The 15,899-nt window shown below is 63.8% G+C and carries 18 protein-coding genes; 11 read left to right on the forward strand and 7 right to left on the reverse strand.

Going from position 1 to position 15,899, the window contains the following annotated elements; all coding sequences use genetic code 11:
• From ACK3R5_RS11540 to ACK3R5_RS11555, 4 genes are all read left to right on the forward strand, one after another.
• A complete protein-coding gene (locus ACK3R5_RS11540; protein WP_411967048.1) occupies positions 1-810 on the forward strand; it encodes a basic amino acid ABC transporter substrate-binding protein in 810 nt (269 codons plus the stop codon).
• Between the two features lie 48 nt (positions 811-858).
• Positions 859-1,692 (forward strand): ABC transporter permease subunit, encoded by an 834-nt coding sequence (locus ACK3R5_RS11545; RefSeq protein ID WP_411967049.1) that lies wholly within the window; start codon positions 859-861, stop codon positions 1,690-1,692.
• Positions 1,689-2,417 carry an amino acid ABC transporter ATP-binding protein gene (locus ACK3R5_RS11550; protein ID WP_411964201.1) on the forward strand — a complete coding sequence of 243 codons (729 nt, stop codon included), beginning with the start codon at positions 1,689-1,691 and terminating at the stop codon, positions 2,415-2,417. The genes ACK3R5_RS11545 and ACK3R5_RS11550 overlap by 4 nt, the downstream gene beginning before the upstream one ends.
• A gap of 99 nt (positions 2,418-2,516) precedes the next feature.
• Complete coding sequence (locus ACK3R5_RS11555; RefSeq protein WP_411967050.1) at positions 2,517-2,750, forward strand: hypothetical protein; 234 nt, start codon at positions 2,517-2,519, stop codon at positions 2,748-2,750.
• 30 nt (positions 2,751-2,780) lie between these two features.
• Here ACK3R5_RS11555 and ACK3R5_RS11560 read toward each other — a convergent pair whose 3' ends face one another.
• Both ACK3R5_RS11560 and ACK3R5_RS11565 read right to left on the reverse strand, forming a co-directional pair.
• A complete protein-coding gene (locus ACK3R5_RS11560; protein ID WP_411967051.1) occupies positions 2,781-3,842 on the reverse strand; it encodes a zinc-dependent alcohol dehydrogenase family protein in 1,062 nt (353 codons plus the stop codon).
• A gap of 105 nt (positions 3,843-3,947) precedes the next feature.
• On the reverse strand, positions 3,948-5,396 hold the full coding sequence (locus ACK3R5_RS11565) for a replication factor C large subunit (RefSeq protein WP_411967052.1): 1,449 nt from the start codon (positions 5,394-5,396) through the stop codon (positions 3,948-3,950).
• 168 nt (positions 5,397-5,564) lie between these two features.
• Between ACK3R5_RS11565 and ACK3R5_RS11570 the strand changes: the two genes are divergently transcribed.
• A complete protein-coding gene (locus tag ACK3R5_RS11570) occupies positions 5,565-6,416 on the forward strand; it encodes an alpha/beta fold hydrolase (protein ID WP_411967053.1) in 852 nt (283 codons plus the stop codon).
• Between the two features lie 35 nt (positions 6,417-6,451).
• Here the strand turns inward: ACK3R5_RS11570 and ACK3R5_RS11575 are convergent, their stop codons facing one another.
• The 3 genes from ACK3R5_RS11575 to ACK3R5_RS11585 all read right to left on the reverse strand — a co-directional run bounded on the left by ACK3R5_RS11575 (position 6,452) and on the right by ACK3R5_RS11585 (position 9,632).
• Positions 6,452-8,431: a serine hydrolase domain-containing protein gene (locus ACK3R5_RS11575; RefSeq protein ID WP_411967054.1), complete on the reverse strand. Its 1,980-nt coding sequence runs from the start codon at positions 8,429-8,431 to the stop codon at positions 6,452-6,454.
• 15 nt (positions 8,432-8,446) lie between these two features.
• On the reverse strand, positions 8,447-9,118 hold the full coding sequence (locus ACK3R5_RS11580) for a DUF998 domain-containing protein (RefSeq protein WP_411967055.1): 672 nt from the start codon (positions 9,116-9,118) through the stop codon (positions 8,447-8,449).
• Between the two features lie 121 nt (positions 9,119-9,239).
• On the reverse strand, positions 9,240-9,632 hold the full coding sequence (locus ACK3R5_RS11585; protein ID WP_411967056.1) for a hypothetical protein: 393 nt from the start codon (positions 9,630-9,632) through the stop codon (positions 9,240-9,242).
• A 147-nt stretch (positions 9,633-9,779) separates the two neighbouring features.
• On the opposite strand from ACK3R5_RS11585, the gene ACK3R5_RS11590 reads away from it, so the two are divergent.
• The 5 genes from ACK3R5_RS11590 to ACK3R5_RS11610 all read left to right on the forward strand — a co-directional run bounded on the left by ACK3R5_RS11590 (position 9,780) and on the right by ACK3R5_RS11610 (position 13,416).
• Positions 9,780-10,166 carry a hypothetical protein gene (locus ACK3R5_RS11590; RefSeq protein WP_411967057.1) on the forward strand — a complete coding sequence of 129 codons (387 nt, stop codon included), beginning with the start codon at positions 9,780-9,782 and terminating at the stop codon, positions 10,164-10,166.
• A gap of 25 nt (positions 10,167-10,191) precedes the next feature.
• Positions 10,192-10,668 (forward strand): DUF6194 family protein, encoded by a 477-nt coding sequence (locus ACK3R5_RS11595; protein WP_411967058.1) that lies wholly within the window; start codon positions 10,192-10,194, stop codon positions 10,666-10,668.
• Positions 10,669-10,745: 77 nt separating this feature from the next.
• Positions 10,746-12,035 (forward strand): MFS transporter, encoded by a 1,290-nt coding sequence (locus tag ACK3R5_RS11600; RefSeq protein ID WP_411967059.1) that lies wholly within the window; start codon positions 10,746-10,748, stop codon positions 12,033-12,035.
• 105 nt (positions 12,036-12,140) lie between these two features.
• Positions 12,141-12,782: a GNAT family N-acetyltransferase gene (locus ACK3R5_RS11605; protein ID WP_411967060.1), complete on the forward strand. Its 642-nt coding sequence runs from the start codon at positions 12,141-12,143 to the stop codon at positions 12,780-12,782.
• On the forward strand, positions 12,775-13,416 hold the full coding sequence (locus ACK3R5_RS11610; RefSeq protein WP_411967061.1) for a GNAT family N-acetyltransferase: 642 nt from the start codon (positions 12,775-12,777) through the stop codon (positions 13,414-13,416). Before ACK3R5_RS11605 ends, ACK3R5_RS11610 begins: the two co-directional genes overlap by 8 nt.
• A gap of 9 nt (positions 13,417-13,425) precedes the next feature.
• Here the strand turns inward: ACK3R5_RS11610 and ACK3R5_RS11615 are convergent, their stop codons facing one another.
• Entirely contained in the window at positions 13,426-14,598 is a 1,173-nt protein-coding gene (locus ACK3R5_RS11615) for an amidohydrolase family protein (protein ID WP_411967062.1), read from the reverse strand.
• A 137-nt stretch (positions 14,599-14,735) separates the two neighbouring features.
• Between ACK3R5_RS11615 and ACK3R5_RS11620 the strand changes: the two genes are divergently transcribed.
• Positions 14,736-15,317: a transporter gene (locus ACK3R5_RS11620; protein ID WP_411967063.1), complete on the forward strand. Its 582-nt coding sequence runs from the start codon at positions 14,736-14,738 to the stop codon at positions 15,315-15,317.
• 29 nt (positions 15,318-15,346) lie between these two features.
• Here ACK3R5_RS11620 and ACK3R5_RS11625 read toward each other — a convergent pair whose 3' ends face one another.
• Positions 15,347-15,880, reverse strand: a complete 534-nt coding sequence (locus ACK3R5_RS11625; RefSeq protein WP_411967064.1) for an N-acetyltransferase family protein — start codon at positions 15,878-15,880, stop codon at positions 15,347-15,349.
• Between the last annotated feature and the right edge of the window lie 19 nt (positions 15,881-15,899).

A 15,899-nucleotide genomic window follows, 5' to 3' on the forward strand; every position in this document is an offset into this window, starting at 1 on the left:
ATGAAACGTCGTACCTATCTCAAGGGCTCCGCAGGGGCAGCGGCCGCGTTCACGTTGGCCGGTTGTCTCGGCGGCGGCGGCGGTGGCAGTGAAACGATTACCATCGGTTCGGACATTCCGTACCGTCCGTTCGAGTGGGAGACGACCGAAGGCGAACTCACCGGCTTCGACGTCGACATCGCAGAAGCCGTCTTCGGTGAAGAGCTGGGCTACGAACACGAGTTCCAGAAGACGAGTTTCGACGGTATCATCCCGTCGCTCAACAACGGGAACTTCCGCGTCATCATGTCCGCGATGACCATCACCGAAGAGCGTGCGGAGAAAATCGACTTCTCCGACCCGTACTTCACGGCGTACCAGACTGTCGTCGTCCTCAAGAACGGCGACATCGGCGCGAAAGAAGACCTCAAAGGCAAGACCGTCGGTGTCCAGAAAGGGACGACCGGTGCAGCAGCGGCCGACGCACTCAAAGAAGAGTTCGGCGGCGACATGACCATCCAGCGCTACGACCAGATTAACGGTGCGTTCGACGCGCTCATCAACAATCAGGTCGTCGCGGTCATCAACGACAACACCGTCAACGCCGAGTTCGTCAACCAGAGCGGCGACGTCAAGTTCCTCGAAGGAGAGGGCGCTGCCGCCGAGGCAGGCAAAGAGGCTCCGCCGTACCTCACCCTCACCGTCGAGGAGTACGGTATCGGCTTCCGCAAGGACGACGATGACCTTCGCGAAGAGGTCAACGGCGCCCTCGCGACCATCAAAGACAACGGGACGTACGACGAGATCTACTCGAAGTACTTCTCGGGCTAAATCGACGCACCACCCGTTTTTATACAAACACCGTGTTAACCATTATCAATGGCTGAATCATACTCGGACGGGAGAACTGCTGACGAGGAGTTTCAAGAGCAGTTTTTGAACGATAAGACGCTCAAGTTTGCGGGCGCGGCGTTCGCCTCACTGTTCACACTGGTCGTGGGCCTGTTCATCGGTGCCATCATTTTCACACAGGTCGACTTCGGTCTGTTCGTCGAGATTATCTATCCGCAGTTCATCGAGGCGTATCTGCTCGTCCTTGGCATCTTCCTCGCAGGGAGTTTCCTCTCTATCATCGCCGGCATCTTCGTCGGCCTCGGCCGTGTCTCGAAGACCCGTATCACCAACACTGTCGCGAGCGGATACGTCGAGTTCTTCCGCGGGACGCCGCTTCTGTTCCAACTCATCGTCATCTTCTTCGGGATTCCTGCGTTCTGGCCACCGGGTCAGTTCCCCATCCCGAACTGGGCGATTCCGGCCGCCATCATCGGCCTGACCCTGAACCACGCCGCCTACGTCGGTGAGGCGGTCCGCGGCGGTATCAACGCGGTTCCGGAAGGCCAGATGGAGGCCGCTCGCTCGCTCGGGATGTCGTACGTACAGGCGATGCGCGAAGTCGTCCTCCCGCAGGCGTGGCGCAACGCCCTCGCCGCAATCGGGAACGACCAGGTCATCCTCGTGAAGGACACCTCGCTCCTGACGGTCATCGCGGTTCCGGAACTCATCAGCGCGTTCCGCCAAATCAACTCCGCGACGTTCGACCCGTGGACGCCGATTCTGCTCGTCGCCATCGCGTACCTCGGTATCACCCTGCCGCTCGGCAAGGTGGTTCGCTACCTCGAAGCTCGCTCCGACTGGGGAGGTGACCGCCGATGAGCCTCCTCGAATTCGAAGGGGTAGACAAGTACTTCGGCGACACGCACGTCCTCAAGGACATCGACCTGAACGTCGAGGAGGGCGAAGTGTGCGTCATCATCGGCCCCTCGGGGTCGGGGAAATCGACGCTCCTTCGCTGTGCGAACCGCCTCGAAGAGATTCAGAACGGCGAGATTCGTCTCGACGGAACGTCCATCTCGGACCCCGACGCGGACATCAACCACCTGCGCCAGCGTATCGGGATGGTGTTCCAGAGTTTCAACCTCTTCCCGCACAAGACGGCACTGGAGAACGTGTCGCTCGCACCGACGAAAGTCAAAGGCCTCGACGAATCGAACGCCACACAGCGAGCGGAGACGCTCTTGGACCGCGTCGGACTCGCCACACAGTCGGACTCCTACCCGAACCAACTCTCCGGTGGGCAACAACAGCGCGTCGCCATCGCCCGCGCACTCGCGATGGACCCACGCGTGATGCTCTTCGACGAGGTGACGAGCGCGCTCGACCCCGAACTCGTCGGGGAAGTGCTCGAAGTCATGCACGGACTCGCCGACGAGGGGATGACGATGCTCGTCGTCACCCACGAGATGGGCTTCGCCCGCGAAGTCGGTGACCGCGTCGTCCTCATGGCCGACGGACGTGTCGTCGAAGACTCGCCGCCAGAAGTGTTCTTCGAGAACCCGGAGACCGACCGGGGCAAGCAGTTCCTCTCGAAGATACTCTGAGAGCGGCCACACCGAGACGCGACTCTGCGGTAGGTTAGTCGGGCACACACCCGACAACTATCCAACAGGCTTATCCCCGGGAGTACCGCTTTCTGCGGCATGAACTGCCCTCCACGCAGCGTCCGTACCGACCCGCCCGACACAGACCGACGAAAGATGGTCCTGTTCTGCCAGACCTGTGGCCGGACCGCCGGTATCGACGACTGGCCAAAACAGATAGACGACGAACGCGTCGACCACATCGACTGCCCCGACTGCGGAACCACCGTCTGGCGCGGACTCGACACAGACGAGACTGACGAGACGAAGCGCGTCCTCACGCCGACTGCCTGACGCGATACCGGTCCCCTCTCCCCCCGCTTTTCACATCGTCATGACTTCGACACCGACGGTGTCGTAGTCGGTCATCGCCGCCAATCGTTCGGGAACCTCGTCCAGCGAGACTGTCTTCGTCACGAGTGACCCGGGGTCGACCGCATCCGATTCGAGAAGCGACAGCAGGTCCGATGCACTCGTCGGTGGCATCCCGCGCGCACCCACGAACGAGACTTCGTGGCGCGTCATCCAGTCAGTCGGCAGTGACACCTCGCCTCGCTCGGCGTCCGTCGTCAGTCCGACCTGCACGTGAGTCCCACGTGGTCTGACACACCGAACGGAGTTCCGGCACGTCTCCGCGACGCCGAGTGCGTCCACCGAGACGTCCGCGCCACCGTCCGTCACGCCCCGAATCGCCGCCACTGGGTCCTCCGCCGACGCGTCGACGAGTTCGTCGGCCCCGAGTTCCGCGGCAACGTCGAGTGCCGACTCACGGACGTCGACGGCTACGACACGGGCACCGAGTGCGTTCGCCACCTGAATAGCCGAGAGTCCGACCCCGCCGCATCCGTGGACGGCGACCCACTCACCGGCGCGAAGGCCGGCCCGCGCGTCGAGGGCGTTGTAGGCGGTCATGAATCGACACCCGAGTGCGGCGACGTCGCGCGAGGCCACCCCGTCTGGCAATCGAATCGCGTTGTACTCTGCCGACGGGAGGTGGACCTGTTCGGCGAACGCACCCTGTGCAGTCTGTTCGAATCCGAGTGCGTGGGGGTGGTCGCCGGTACAGACGTTCCCGTGTCCGATCCGACAGTAGCCACACGACCCACAGGCGAGATTGAACGGCAGTGCGACGCGGTCACCTTCTCGAATCGTCTCGACGCGTTCGCCGACGGCGACGACCCGTCCGGCGGGTTCGTGGCCGAGAATCTGTCCCGGTTCGACCGCATCGTCTGCCCACTCACCGTGGCCCATCCACGCGTGCCAGTCGCTCCGACAGATACCACAGGCCTCCACGTCGACGACGACACCGTCGGAGTCGAGTTCTGGTTCCGGAACGTCGGTCACGTCGAGTGGTTCACCGTGTTCGCGGAGGACTGCGGCACGCATACGCAGGGGTGCGTCGCTATCGTACAAAAGGCCTCGCCCGCGACGACGTGGGATTGTGCTCGTGGAGCGAACGCAGTAGCGCGCCCGGGAGGACGCAGTCGTCGTTCAGAAGAAGTCCGAAAGACCGGCCTGTCCGTCGTCTTTCTCCGACTCGTCTTCGGTCTGGGCGGCGTCCTCGTCGTCGGCGTCTCTGTCGAGAACGTCGTCGGACGCGTCGTCGCTCGCGTCGCTGTCGGTCATCTCGACGTCTTCCATGCCGGCGAACGCGCCGCCGGCGTGTTCTTCGACGAGTTCCTCGCGGAGTGTTTCTGCGTCTTCGACGATGGACTGGACCTTGTTCGTCGTCTCACCGCTTCCGGTGACAAAGGAGACGTGCGACTCGTCGAACTCGTAGTACGCCGTCATTGCGACGGTCAGTTCGCGCGGTTTGCAGTGGTGCGTCAGCGCCGAGAGATACGGGAGGACTTCGCGGCGGGCCGTCGCCATGCTGAATCCGCCTCTCTCTGCAATCTTTCGGACGACGGTGTCGCGCGTCTTGTCTCGCGTCGAGCGGTAGGGTGCGCCGCCGTAGCGCGTCCACCCACCGCGTGTCCGGTCCCGAGAGGCGGCGACACCGGCGGCGAGGTTGTCCGTCGCGTAGCGCCAGTACGAGTAGTTCTGTGTGGCGCGAACCCGACCAAGCCACTTGTCGGCGTTGGCGAGGAACTCGTAGGCGCGAGCGAGTTCGTCCGGTTCGTAGACGAGCGACACCTTGTCCTCTATCCACTTCGTCAGGTCGTCCGGCGTCTCGTCCACGTCGTAGGCGGTGTAGAGCGCCTCCTGTGCGGACTTCTCTTTGAGGACGGCGTCGAGGAACTCGAAGAGGCCGACCGACCGGTCGCGGTCACCCATGACGACGTCGTCTTCGGTGATTCTGTCGCGGCCCTCCGCGATTGCCTGCAGGTCGTTGATGGCCGACCGCAGGTCACCGCTGTTCATCTCGGCGATGCGTTCGAGCGCCGCCGACTCGAACTCTAGTCCCTCCTTCCGACAGATGTCGCGGAGGACGGGGACGATAGAGCGCGACGAGACGTCGCGGAACTCGATTTCGCGGCAGGCACCCCGCAGGCCGCGACTCATGTCGTAGAATTCGTTGGCGATGAGGACGATGGGCTGACCCGACGATTTGACGAGTTTCGTCACGGCGCTCGACCCGCCTCGGTCGTAGTTGCCGTGGATGTTGTCCGCCTCGTCGAGGATGACCAACTGGCGAGTAGAGGTACCCGCCGAGGACCCAGAGAGCGTGGCGTTCTTCGCGGCGCGACCGGCGAAGCGTTCGATGACGTCACCGGTCCGCTGGTCCGAGGCGTTCAACTCGACCGTCTCCCACCCCATGTCCGCGGCGAGCGCGTGGGCGGCGGAGGTCTTTCCGATGCCCGGGCTTCCGTGGACGACGACTGCCTCCCGGTGGTCGTCCCACGTCTTGGCCCACTCTGCGAGGGCGTCACGGGCCTTGTCGTTCCCGCGAACCTCCGAGAGCGTCGATGGGCGGTACTTCTCCGTCCAGTCTACCATTACCGGAGGAAGGAACGAGGCGCGTTTAGTGGTTGCGGAGCGTCACTCACCGACGCCTCACGGCCGTTTCGCGACTATCGTTTTACACGCGGCGAGTGCATACACACTGTCTCACGCGTCTGTCGCCACATCCGACACCGCACACTGCGCTTCGCTCGCAACACTCCCATGCCTGACCAGCCACCCGACCCATTCCGCATCCACGACGGACTCGCAGTGTACCGATTCGGCGACAGTGGCGACCCCGTGTTGTTGATGCCGGGGCCACATCGGTTTCAGCGGCCGGGCCTCCGAAGCGCCGACGCACTCATCGATGGCCTCGTCGCGCTCGGCCGGCAGGTGATTACGTTCGACCCCCCGGGGTCCGGTGCGTCGACGCGTCCCGCGTCGCTCTCGATGGAAGAGATGCACGACTGCGCCACCGAATCGCTCGACGTGTGTGAGGTGTCCGACCCCGTGGACGTGGTGGGTCACAGCATGGGCGGACTGGTGACGCTGGCGTTCACACTCGAACACCCGGCCAGGGTGGCGCGACTGGTGTTGGTCGGAACCGGGGCCGGTGGCCCGTCGTACATGGACGCACCGGGAGCGCTGTGGAATCGGAGCCATCCGGCATTCTGGCGACTCGCCGTTCTCGGCACCGTACACCTCGTGTGGCCTCGGTTGGCGACAGAACGACACCTGAACAATTTCGTCGCCAGACACTCCTTCGTCGACCAGCGGTTCGTCGAGACGGAACCGGTGGAACTCCGCGACTGGATTCGACCGAAAGAGGGGCGCGCCGAGTGGCACCGCATCGCGCGAACAGTCGACTACACACCACGTCTCGGTGAGATATCCGTCCCGACGCTGGTGCTGTGTGGCACCCACGACCCGCAGTTCCCACCCACTGCGTCGAAGCAATTGGCCGAGGGTATCACGGACTCGCGTCTCGTGTTCTTCGAACAGAGCGGCCACTATCCGTTCATCGAGGAACCGGACGCGTTCTGGGCCGAAGTTGCTCGATTCCTGGCTGAGTGAGGTGGGGCGCGGCGAGGCACTGCGCGTTTCGGCCGCTACAGTGTGAGAATCCCCAGCGACGACAGTTTCCACGCGACCAGTATCGCGACGAGTGTCACGGCGGTGTAGTGGAGTCGGACGGGGACGGTCCAGTAGTCGTCACGCCACGCGATGCCGGTTGCGACGACTGCGCCGAGCGTCCCGACGAGTGCGACGAAGGGGAGGACCAACCCCACGCGGAGCGCGAGTGACGGTGAGGCGACTTCGGCGTTGAAGTTCAACCACGCGAGGAGGAAGGTGACCACCGTGGCCACCCACAGCAGACTCGACGCGCCCAAAAGCCACCGCGCGACCCGTTCGCGGTCTGTCGGCGGTTCCCGACCACGGAACCGTCGCCACAAGTAGCCACCGGGGAGCAACAGGAGCATCGAGAGGAGCACGAGCGACCCTCCGACGACGATACCTTGCGTGACGGCCAGTGAGTCGTACCACGGCACGCGTTCGTAGGTGGCCGGGCCGAAGTTCCCGAAGAACAGGTGGGTCGCCCGCCCCTCGTCGTCGAATCGGAAGGCGAGTTTCTCCTGCCCACCCACCGCCTCGTAGACGCCGGGTCGCAGTTCGACCCACGTTCGTCGCTCACTGCCGAGTCGCTGGGTCGTGAGATAGCCGTCGTCGGTTACGCCGACTGTGAACGTGCGCGTCATGACGCCGAGGACGCGGTGCCACGAGGACTCCGAGACGGTGAGCGACCGATAGTCACCGGTCAGTTCTGCGGCCCGGTCGGCGGAACCCACCGGCGGTTCGCCGGTCTGTGACCCTGACCGCGGGTAATAGCGGTCAGTGAACGCCTGTAAGAGTTCGAATCGAGCGTCGTGGCCACCGGGCGAGTTGTAGACGACGAACAGGCCAGTGTCGCGTTCGGGATAGAGTGCGAGCAGGCTTCTGAAGTAGGCCGTGTCACCCCAGTGACCGACGATTCGTTCGTCGTTCCGGTCCATCTCGATGAACCCGTAGGCCATGCCGTTGAGTTCGGGAACGTCAGGTGTCTTGGAGACGTGCTGGCGGTGCATCTCGCGGACAGTTTCCGCTTCGAGGATGCGTTCTGTGCCGAACTGGCCCTCGTCGAGATACGCCAGCATGAAGTTCCCCATGTCGGCCGGCGTCGACCGCATGGCACCACCCTGCGGGGCGATTCCCCATATCTGTGGCTCCTGTGGGACGAACTCACCGTTCTGGTAGGTGTACCCCTTCGAGAGCCGTGACTGCAGGCGCTCGGGGACGGGTTGGTCGTAGGTGCTGTCGTCCATCGAAAGCGGAGTGAAGACGTTCGACTCGACGTAGTCGGTGAACGTCGTCCCGTACTGTTCTTCGACGACGTGCCCGGCCAATCCAGCACCGTAGTTCGAGTAGGAAACCTCGACACCCGGTGGGCGAACGCGGTTCGGTTGGTTCTCGGCGAGCACCGCTCCGAGCGGTCGCAGGTCACTCGGGTCGTCGACGAGTGTCCCGCCGAAGGAGTCCTCGTAGCCCGCCGTGTGGGTCCCGAGGTGTTCGAGCGTAATCGGAGTCGCGTAGGTATCCGGAACCGTCACCGGCGACTCGGTCAGGTAGTCGTTGACGTCCCTGTCGAGTTCGAGTTTGCCGTCTTCGACGCCTTGCATCACGGCCGTCCACGTGACGAGTTTCGACGTCGACCCGACGCCGAAGACAGTCTCGTCCGCGTCGACCGGCGTCTCGGATTCGATGTCGGCGTAGCCGTAGCCTTTCGACAAGACGACGTCACCGTCCTGTACGAGAACGACCGCCGCACCGGGAACGTGGTACGCTTGGAGTTGGTCCGCCATCGTCGCGTCGAGCCACGTCTCGAACTCGTCGGCGTCGACGGGGTCACCGTCGGCCTGCAGTGGGACGAGTGGGTCTGCCGCCGGGACGACCTGTGACTGAGTCGCGACGGCGAGTGAGGCGAGCGCGGGCGTACTCGCGACTGCGAGGACGAGCGTGAGGACTGTGAGTGTCCGAAGGAGGGGGAGGGTCATACTGAATCGCCGTCCTCAGTCAGCGCCAGCGGGAGTGCTGTCGGCAGCGCCGGTTCGGGTGTCGGTGGCCGCCATGAGGTAGCCACCGACGGCGACGAGCCACAGCATCGGGGGGTAGACGATCATTCGCTCGGTGCCGCCGTGGCCAATCGCGCCGAAGACGGCCGTGTTGCCACTGTCGCCGAGAATCATCAGGACGACGAAGACGAGGCCGGCCAGACCGAGGAGCACCGAGAGTGCTTTCATCGGTCCTTCGACGCGCGTCGCGGTGCCGAGCGCCTGCAGGTTGAAGAACAGGAACGCGAGTAGCGCACCGAGACTGTGGAGGTCAGAGGTGCCGAGTGGGAAGAGTCCCGCGACGATGGCACCGACACCGGCAACCGCGAACAGACCGAGGAGCCATCGCTTCCCGTGCGTCCGGTAGAAGGCGTACCCGCCAAGCAGGTTGAACACACCGACCAGGACGAGCGAGACGTTGAACAGCAACGCCGTCTCGGGGAAGACACCGAGGTCACTGATGGCCGCGCTGTTGAAGTCGTAGCCCGGAACCATCGCCGCCGAGAGCATGATTACCGTCATGAACTGTGCTGCGAGGACGAAAAATAACACACCGGCGAGTTTCCGACCGTCGTCGAGTACTGCTCTTACCGCACCAATTCGCACCGTTTCGCGCTGGAACTGCGTCATCACACGTCACCAGCTATCGATACGCTGAACGAGTGCAAGGAGAATACAGACGGTTCTCAGGCCTCAAGAACCGTCACAAGCGAACTGTGCACACGCGCCACGACGTCTTCGTCGTCCTCGTTCACCACGACGTCCGACGCCACCGTCTCCGTGCGTCCAGCAACGCCCATCCGAGTGCGACGACAGTCGTGAGCACCATCGCAGAGAACACCAACATCACGCCGACTTCGCCGAGTTGTGCGTAGTAGCCCGCGCTGTTGATGACCGTGTAGAGTAACATCCCGAACGCGACGAGACTGAGCGGTTGGGCCCACTCTTTCTGTCGAAGTAACCCGATTCCCGCGCCGACGAGTGCGACAGACGTCAATCCCTCTGCGACGAGGTGAGTGAACATCGAAAACGGCTCTGTTCGGAGTTCGGTCACCTGCTGTGTCGTCACGAGCATCGTCCACAGTCCCAGTATCGCCACTCCGGCGACGAGCGCGTACACTGCGACGACTTTCTCCCAGTTCATCCTCCTCCCCCATACGGAGACGTGACGTATCGACTAATACTTCACTCGTGATTCTTAGTGTGTGAGACTCCGTGACACTGTTTACCCTCACACCCGGTCAACGGGCTCTGGAGGACGAAGAAAATCACCGCAGAAGACGGAGGACGGGTGAGTCGAAACCGAGTCGCGCGAGGCTTTCGTCTCCTACTCGGTCTTACCTACGTCGCCGGCGCACTCGCCCACGTCTACCTCGGGGTTCGGACACCGGGCGTCTACGGTGAGATAACGCAGTTCATCCTGTTCGACATCTATCGGTCGCTCTGGGTCGGTATCGTACTCCCGAACTTACAGGGGTTGCTCGCGATTCTCGTCGTCTTCGAGGCGCTCTTGGGTGTCACCTTGCTCCGCGGTGGTGCCGACGCCCGTGGGGGACTCGCCGCTGGCGCGGTGTTCCAACTCGCTCTCGCCCCACTCGGGTTCTGGTGGCCGACGAACGTCGCCCTCGCAGTCGTCCACGTCGCCGTGTTGGTCACAGAGTCGCCCGCGAAAGGGTAACGCTCTCAGCAGACGTTACTCCCGTGTGAACCCAGACGACTTCCTCGAATACGTCGCAGACCGATACGACGACGTGGTTCTCCACGACGCGTGGGGCGAGCGTGGACTCTTCTACAACCCCGGCGGGCGACTCCCTCGCGGCACCTACTTCGTGACGGTGAAAGTCCGCGACAGCGACAACGACGTGGCGTCAGCGCTCTACCGTGACGACTGCTGGCGGGTGAATCTCGGCCTCAGTGACGCAACCTATCGGAACCTCTTCGGCCCACGTCCGGAACGCCCACCGAGGGGTGGTGTCGTCGACACGGGCCACGATTTCACGGCACTCGACGAACTCCAACCCCACCCAATCTACGGGTGGGCCGGGTGGGTGAGCGTCGTCTCCCCCTCCGAGAAGACTGTCGAGACGGTGCTCGCACCACTCCTCGACGAATCGTACGAACGTGCGAGCGCCCAGTTCGCAAAACGCGTCGCCGCTCCGGAGCAGAACCTGAACTGGTGACCGACACATCTTGAGTGTATAGAAATGTGAATACCGTGCACTATTAATAGTCGAATCTCGGACCCACATCCACACAGATGGTCAGGTACGCACAGGGGATTCGCGAGAACTGGCAACAGTTCGTCCTTCAGTTGCTGACGGTGTTCGCCGTCGGGTTGACGATTGGTTCGGAGCGGAACGTCGTCCCAATCCTCGGACGCGACGTCCTCGGCGTCGAGTCGGTGCTCGTCATCGGGTCGTTCGTCGTCAGTTTCGGCTTCGTCAAGGCACTGCTCAATCTCTACGGCGGCAAGTGGGCAGAGACCTACGGTCGGAAACCGATTCTCGTCGCAGGTTGGTTGGTCGCACTGCCGATTCCGGTCGTCCTCATCTACGCACCGAACTGGTGGTGGGTGACGATTGGAAACGTCCTCCTCGGGGTCAATCAGGGACTCGCGTGGAGTATGAGCGTCAACGCGAAGATTGACCTCGCAGGCGGTGAACGCCGGGGACTCGCCGTCGGACTCGACGAAGCCTTCGGCTACGGCGGCGTCGCCGTCGGGTCGTGGGTGACGGGTATCATCGCCGGGCAGTACGGCCTTCGACCCGCACCATTCGTCTTCCTCGTCGGCGTCGTCTTGCTTGGCCTCTTCGTCGCCATCTTCTTCGTCGAAGAGACGCTCCCGTACGCCGAAGCAGAGGCAGAAGCGTCCGCCGCGGACGACGACGCGGACGCAGACCTGCCGTTCGTCGACATCCTGAAACGAGCGACGTGGGGTGACAAGACGCTGTTCGCGGCGGCACAGGCCGGCAGCGTCGAGAAGTTCGTCGACGCGCTCGTCTGGATTGCCTATCCGCTGTATCTCACCTCGTCGGGTCTCTCCGTCGTTCAGGTCGGTGGTGTCGTCGGCGTCTACGGCGGTGTCTGGGGCGTCCTCCAACTCTACACAGGGAAACTCGCCGACGACATCGGCCGTCGACCACCAGTCGTCGCCGGGATGTTCCTCGCCGGGGCGGGCGTCCTCGCGACGACGTTCGTCACCGGATATCTCCCGTGGATGCTCACCGCAGGCGTCACCGGCGTCGGGATGGCACTCCTGTATCCGAACCTCATCACAGTCGTCGGCGACGCTGCCCACCCGACGTGGCGGGCCACCGGACTCGGCGTCTACCGGATGTGGCGCGACGCCGGGTACGGATTCGGTGCCATCCTCATCGGCCTCGCCGCCGACATCGTCTCGGTTCAGATGGCCTTCTACGTCACCGCTGCCGCGATGTTCGTCTCCGGTGGCGTCGCGCTCGTCTGGATGCAAGAGACTCACCCCGAGTTCGGCGACTACGAGTCGGCACCGACCCCCGAACGAAGCAGTCCGCAGTTGGACGACTGACCCTCGGACTGCCCAACTTCTGCGTCTCTGTACGGCCCGTGAGGCGTGCGCACACGTGTCAATGTTCAGAAAATTTATTATCGTGCTCCGAGTGCGTTTCGTTCCATGTTCCCCGACGAGATTGTCACCCCGCGGCTTCGCCTTCGTGCGTTGTCGCGGGAGGTTGTCGACCCCTTGGACGCGTACGACTACTTCGGTGCCTCGCGGTCGGACACCATCGAAGAAGAGACGAAGTACGTCACGTGGAACCCCCACGAGACGCCGAAAGAGGCGTTCGACTACTTCGGCGAGGTGAGCGAGGCCCACGAGAAGGGTGAGAAAGCCGGCTACGCAATCTTCCCACGCGACGGGGAAGACGGTGCGGGCGAACTCGCCGGGACGACCGGTTTCGACCCGGAGTGGGACAAGCGCCGCGCCGTCTTCGGTCTGTGGCTCCGCAAGAAATACTGGGGCCGTGGCTACTCCGGCGAACGCGCCGCCGCGTTCTTCGCCATCGTCTTCGACCTCCTGGACCTCGACGTCGCCTACGTCGCCGCCCTCCCGGAGAACGACAACTCGATTCGCGCCATCGAGAAGTACGTCGACCAGTTCGGTGGGCAGTTCGACGGCCACTTCAGAAACGACGTGGTCGATATGGACGGCAACCCTCGCGATACGCGCACGTACTCGGTGACGCGCGAACAGTGGTACGACGCCACCGACGGCGAGTACGACGCCGAATTCCGCTGGGAGGGCCGCGATGAGTGACCTCTTCCCGGACGTCGTCGAGACGGAGCGACTCCGACTCGTCGCCGCCCGCCCGGAGCACATCGACACGTTCGACGCTTACGAGGTGTGCTCGCAACCGTACATGGACGACGTGACGGAGTTCATGCCGTGGGCACGTCACGAGACGCCGAAAGTGACCAAGGACTTCCTCGACCGCTGTGCGTCGAAGTGGGACGACGCCGAGAGCGCTCAGTTCGGCGTGTTCCCGCGCGAGGGTGAAGACGGCGCCGGAGAACTCGCCGGGTTCGGCGGTATCCACACCGAGTGGGACCGTCGCGTCGGCACCCTCGGGTTCTGGTTACGGCCGCGGTTCTGGGGCCGGGGCTACTCGGGTGAACGTGCCGAAGCACTTGCGGCGCTCGCGTTCGACGTGCTCGACCTGGAACTCGTCGAAGTCAAACACGCCGTCGAGAACGAAAACTCACAGCGGGCTATCGAGAAGTACATGGACACACTGGGTGGCAGGCGTGACGGCAGAGACCGGAATAGCCTGCCCGTTGGCGACGAGATAGCCGACCAGTACGTCTACAGCGTCTCTCACGAAGAGTGGCAGGAGGCGACCGGTGGCGACTACGACGCCGAGTTCCACTGGGACGCGAGCGACGTCCTGTGAGTCGGAGACTCAGTTTTCGGGGAGCGACCCGGTGACGACGCGCCCACCTTTCAGCACTGCCGTCGGGTCGTTGAGGACGGTGAGGTCCGAAAGTGGGTCGTCGTCGAAGACGAGCAGGTCGGCGTAGGCGCCGGGTTCGACGACGCCGCAGTCGTCCAGACCGATGGCGTCCGCCGCCGTCTCGGTCATCGCGCGGATGGCGTCGATGGGTGCCATCCCGTGTTGGGCCATGAACTGTATCTCGGAAGCGTTGCCACCGTGGAAGTTGAACGGCGTCCCCGCGTCGGTACCGCCGGCGATGGTGACGCCCGCCTCCACGGCGTTCCGGAAGGATTCGAGGTGTCTGTCGTAGACGAAATCCACTTTCGTGACGTCTTCTCGGGTCGCCGCCTCGGTGTTGCGGGAGATGTGATACGGCGCAGAGAGCGTCGGGACGAGCGTCACGTCTTCTGCGAGAAACAGGTCGATGGCCTCGTCGTCGAGGAACGTCCCGTGTTCGACGGTGTCGACGCCCGCTCTGATGGCGGCCTTGACGCCTTCGGCACCGTGGGCGTGCGTCGCCGTGTGGACGCCGCGACGGTGTGCCTCGTCGACGAGCGCGTGGAGTTCTTCGTCGGTAAACGCGACTGCACCGGGGTCGCTCCCGGGCGTCGTCACCCCGCCGGTAGTCATGAACTTGATGAAGTCGGCACCCAGTTTGACCTGTTCTCTGACCGCTCGGCGGGCGTCGTCAGCACCGTCGACTTCGCGGCCCATGTGGTGGCCGTGGCCGCCGGTAATCGTAATCGACCGACAGTTGGCGACCATCCGTGGGCCCGGAACGTCGCCGGAGTCGATAGCCCGCTTGAGCACCACGTCGATGTCGCGGGCACCCATCCCTCGGACGCCGGTGATACCCGCTTCGAGGGTCTTCCGCGCGTTTCGAACCTCGACGAGTGTGAGTTCGGCGTCCGAGAGTCCGACGACGTCTTCGACGCTTCGCTCACCGGACAGCGAGAAGTGGACGTGTGCGTCCACGAGGCCGGGGGTGACCGTCTTCCCCGAGAGGTCTACGACGCGCTCGTCACCCCGTGCAGAGAGGTTCCCGACCGCACGGATGCGTCCCGTTTCCGGGTCGACCCGGACGTCGGTCGGGGTAGTGACCTCCCCGCGGTCGATAATTCGAGCGCTCCGTAAGAGCATGGGGACCGATATCACCCCACAGGTCTTGAACGTGGCTCTTTTCGTGCCGGTGTGCGGCGTCGTGGTATGGTGGTCGAGAACGCCGCACACGACGGCCACGAGATATTTACCGGCGACTATCGTTGCCAGCGTTCACAGTGTCAGTCGCAACTGAATCGGTCTCCGAATCGAAGCAGAGTGGACTTCGAACCGCCGGTGTCGGTGCAGTATCCGGCCTCGGTGCCGCCCTCCTCGGCTATCTCCTCACGTATCTCGCGACGTCCGGAACCATCGAGAACTCGACGGCGAGTCAGGTGCTCGAAGCGCTCGGGTCTGGGCTTCCGACGTGGAAAGTCGTCGGGTGGGTGTTCCTGAACGCCCACGGCGTCGCGACGACGTTCCCCGGTCTGTTCGGGACGACGTCGTCGGCCAATCTCGTCGAGCAGTTCGAGGCGTTCTCGGCGCTCCTCTATGCCGTCCCCGTCGTGACGCTCGTCGCTACCGGTGCCGCCATCGCAGTCGCGCACGGCGCGTCGTCCGTCCAGACTGGCGTCGTCGCGGGCGCGGCAACAGTCGTCGGCTATCTCCCCGTAATCGTCGCCGGTCTCGCACTGTTTTCGGTCACCGTCGGTGACGCCGTCGCTCGCCCGGACCCGGTGACTGCGGTGCTCCTCGCCGGACTGGCATACCCGGTTTTCCTCGGGGGCGTCGGTGGCGCAGTCGCCGCCGCACTCAGATAACGACGCTCGTCAGGCGTCGAACGCGGCGCTCAGAGGTCACGAGCGACGAGTTCGCCCCAGTGGTCGAACCCGTATCGTTCGTAGAACGCACGCGCCCGGTCGTTTGCTTCGTCCACGTCGAGGACCATCCGCTCGAGCGGCAGGTCCTGTGACCGCGCGTGGTCGAGGACTGCCTCCATGAGTTCGTCCGCGACGCCCGTCCCGCGATAGTCGGGCGCGAGGAAAATCTCGTTGAGGACCGCCGCGTCCCAGATGAACGTCATCTCCTCGGGAAGGACGAACGCGTAGCCGACGAGTTCGGACTCCTCGGCTTCCGTCTCGCCGTCGTCGGTGGCCTCCGCGACGACGACGCACCCGGGGTCCTCGGTCCCACAGCGGTCGACCCACGAGAGATATCGGGTTCGGTAGTCGTCGGTGAGTTTGGACTCGTACGCCGAGAGTTTGTCGTCCCCGCCGGTTCCCTCGCCGATGCCGAGTTCGAATCCTCGTTTGAGTTCCCAGAACGCGTCGGCGTCGCTCGAATCGTACGGGCGAATCACGACGTCACCCGGTGTCTCGCTCATAGGAAGCGGTGCGCCGGCA

This window comes from Haloferax sp. YSSS75 (assembly GCF_046764215.1).
Classification (GTDB): Archaea; Halobacteriota; Halobacteria; order Halobacteriales; family Haloferacaceae; genus Haloferax.

Bases quoted from the DNA above. Each gene is read 5' to 3' on its own strand.
- ACK3R5_RS11540 (WP_411967048.1), top strand. From the start codon at position 1: ATGAAACGTCGTACCTATCTCAAGGGCTCCGCAGGGGCAGCGGCCGCG.
- ACK3R5_RS11545 (WP_411967049.1), top strand. From the start codon at position 859: ATGGCTGAATCATACTCGGACGGGAGAACTGCTGACGAGGAGTTTCAA.
- ACK3R5_RS11550 (WP_411964201.1), top strand. From the start codon at position 1,689: ATGAGCCTCCTCGAATTCGAAGGGGTAGACAAGTACTTCGGCGACACG.
- ACK3R5_RS11555 (WP_411967050.1), top strand. From the start codon at position 2,517: ATGAACTGCCCTCCACGCAGCGTCCGTACCGACCCGCCCGACACAGAC.
- ACK3R5_RS11560 (WP_411967051.1), bottom strand. From the start codon at position 3,842: ATGCGTGCCGCAGTCCTCCGCGAACACGGTGAACCACTCGACGTGACC.
- ACK3R5_RS11565 (WP_411967052.1), bottom strand. From the start codon at position 5,396: ATGGTAGACTGGACGGAGAAGTACCGCCCATCGACGCTCTCGGAGGTT.
- ACK3R5_RS11570 (WP_411967053.1), top strand. From the start codon at position 5,565: ATGCCTGACCAGCCACCCGACCCATTCCGCATCCACGACGGACTCGCA.
- ACK3R5_RS11575 (WP_411967054.1), bottom strand. From the start codon at position 8,431: ATGACCCTCCCCCTCCTTCGGACACTCACAGTCCTCACGCTCGTCCTC.
- ACK3R5_RS11580 (WP_411967055.1), bottom strand. From the start codon at position 9,118: ATGACGCAGTTCCAGCGCGAAACGGTGCGAATTGGTGCGGTAAGAGCA.
- ACK3R5_RS11585 (WP_411967056.1), bottom strand. From the start codon at position 9,632: ATGAACTGGGAGAAAGTCGTCGCAGTGTACGCGCTCGTCGCCGGAGTG.
- ACK3R5_RS11600 (WP_411967059.1), top strand. From the start codon at position 10,746: ATGGTCAGGTACGCACAGGGGATTCGCGAGAACTGGCAACAGTTCGTC.
- ACK3R5_RS11605 (WP_411967060.1), top strand. From the start codon at position 12,141: ATGTTCCCCGACGAGATTGTCACCCCGCGGCTTCGCCTTCGTGCGTTG.
- ACK3R5_RS11610 (WP_411967061.1), top strand. From the start codon at position 12,775: ATGAGTGACCTCTTCCCGGACGTCGTCGAGACGGAGCGACTCCGACTC.
- ACK3R5_RS11615 (WP_411967062.1), bottom strand. From the start codon at position 14,598: ATGCTCTTACGGAGCGCTCGAATTATCGACCGCGGGGAGGTCACTACC.
- ACK3R5_RS11625 (WP_411967064.1), bottom strand. From the start codon at position 15,880: ATGAGCGAGACACCGGGTGACGTCGTGATTCGCCCGTACGATTCGAGC.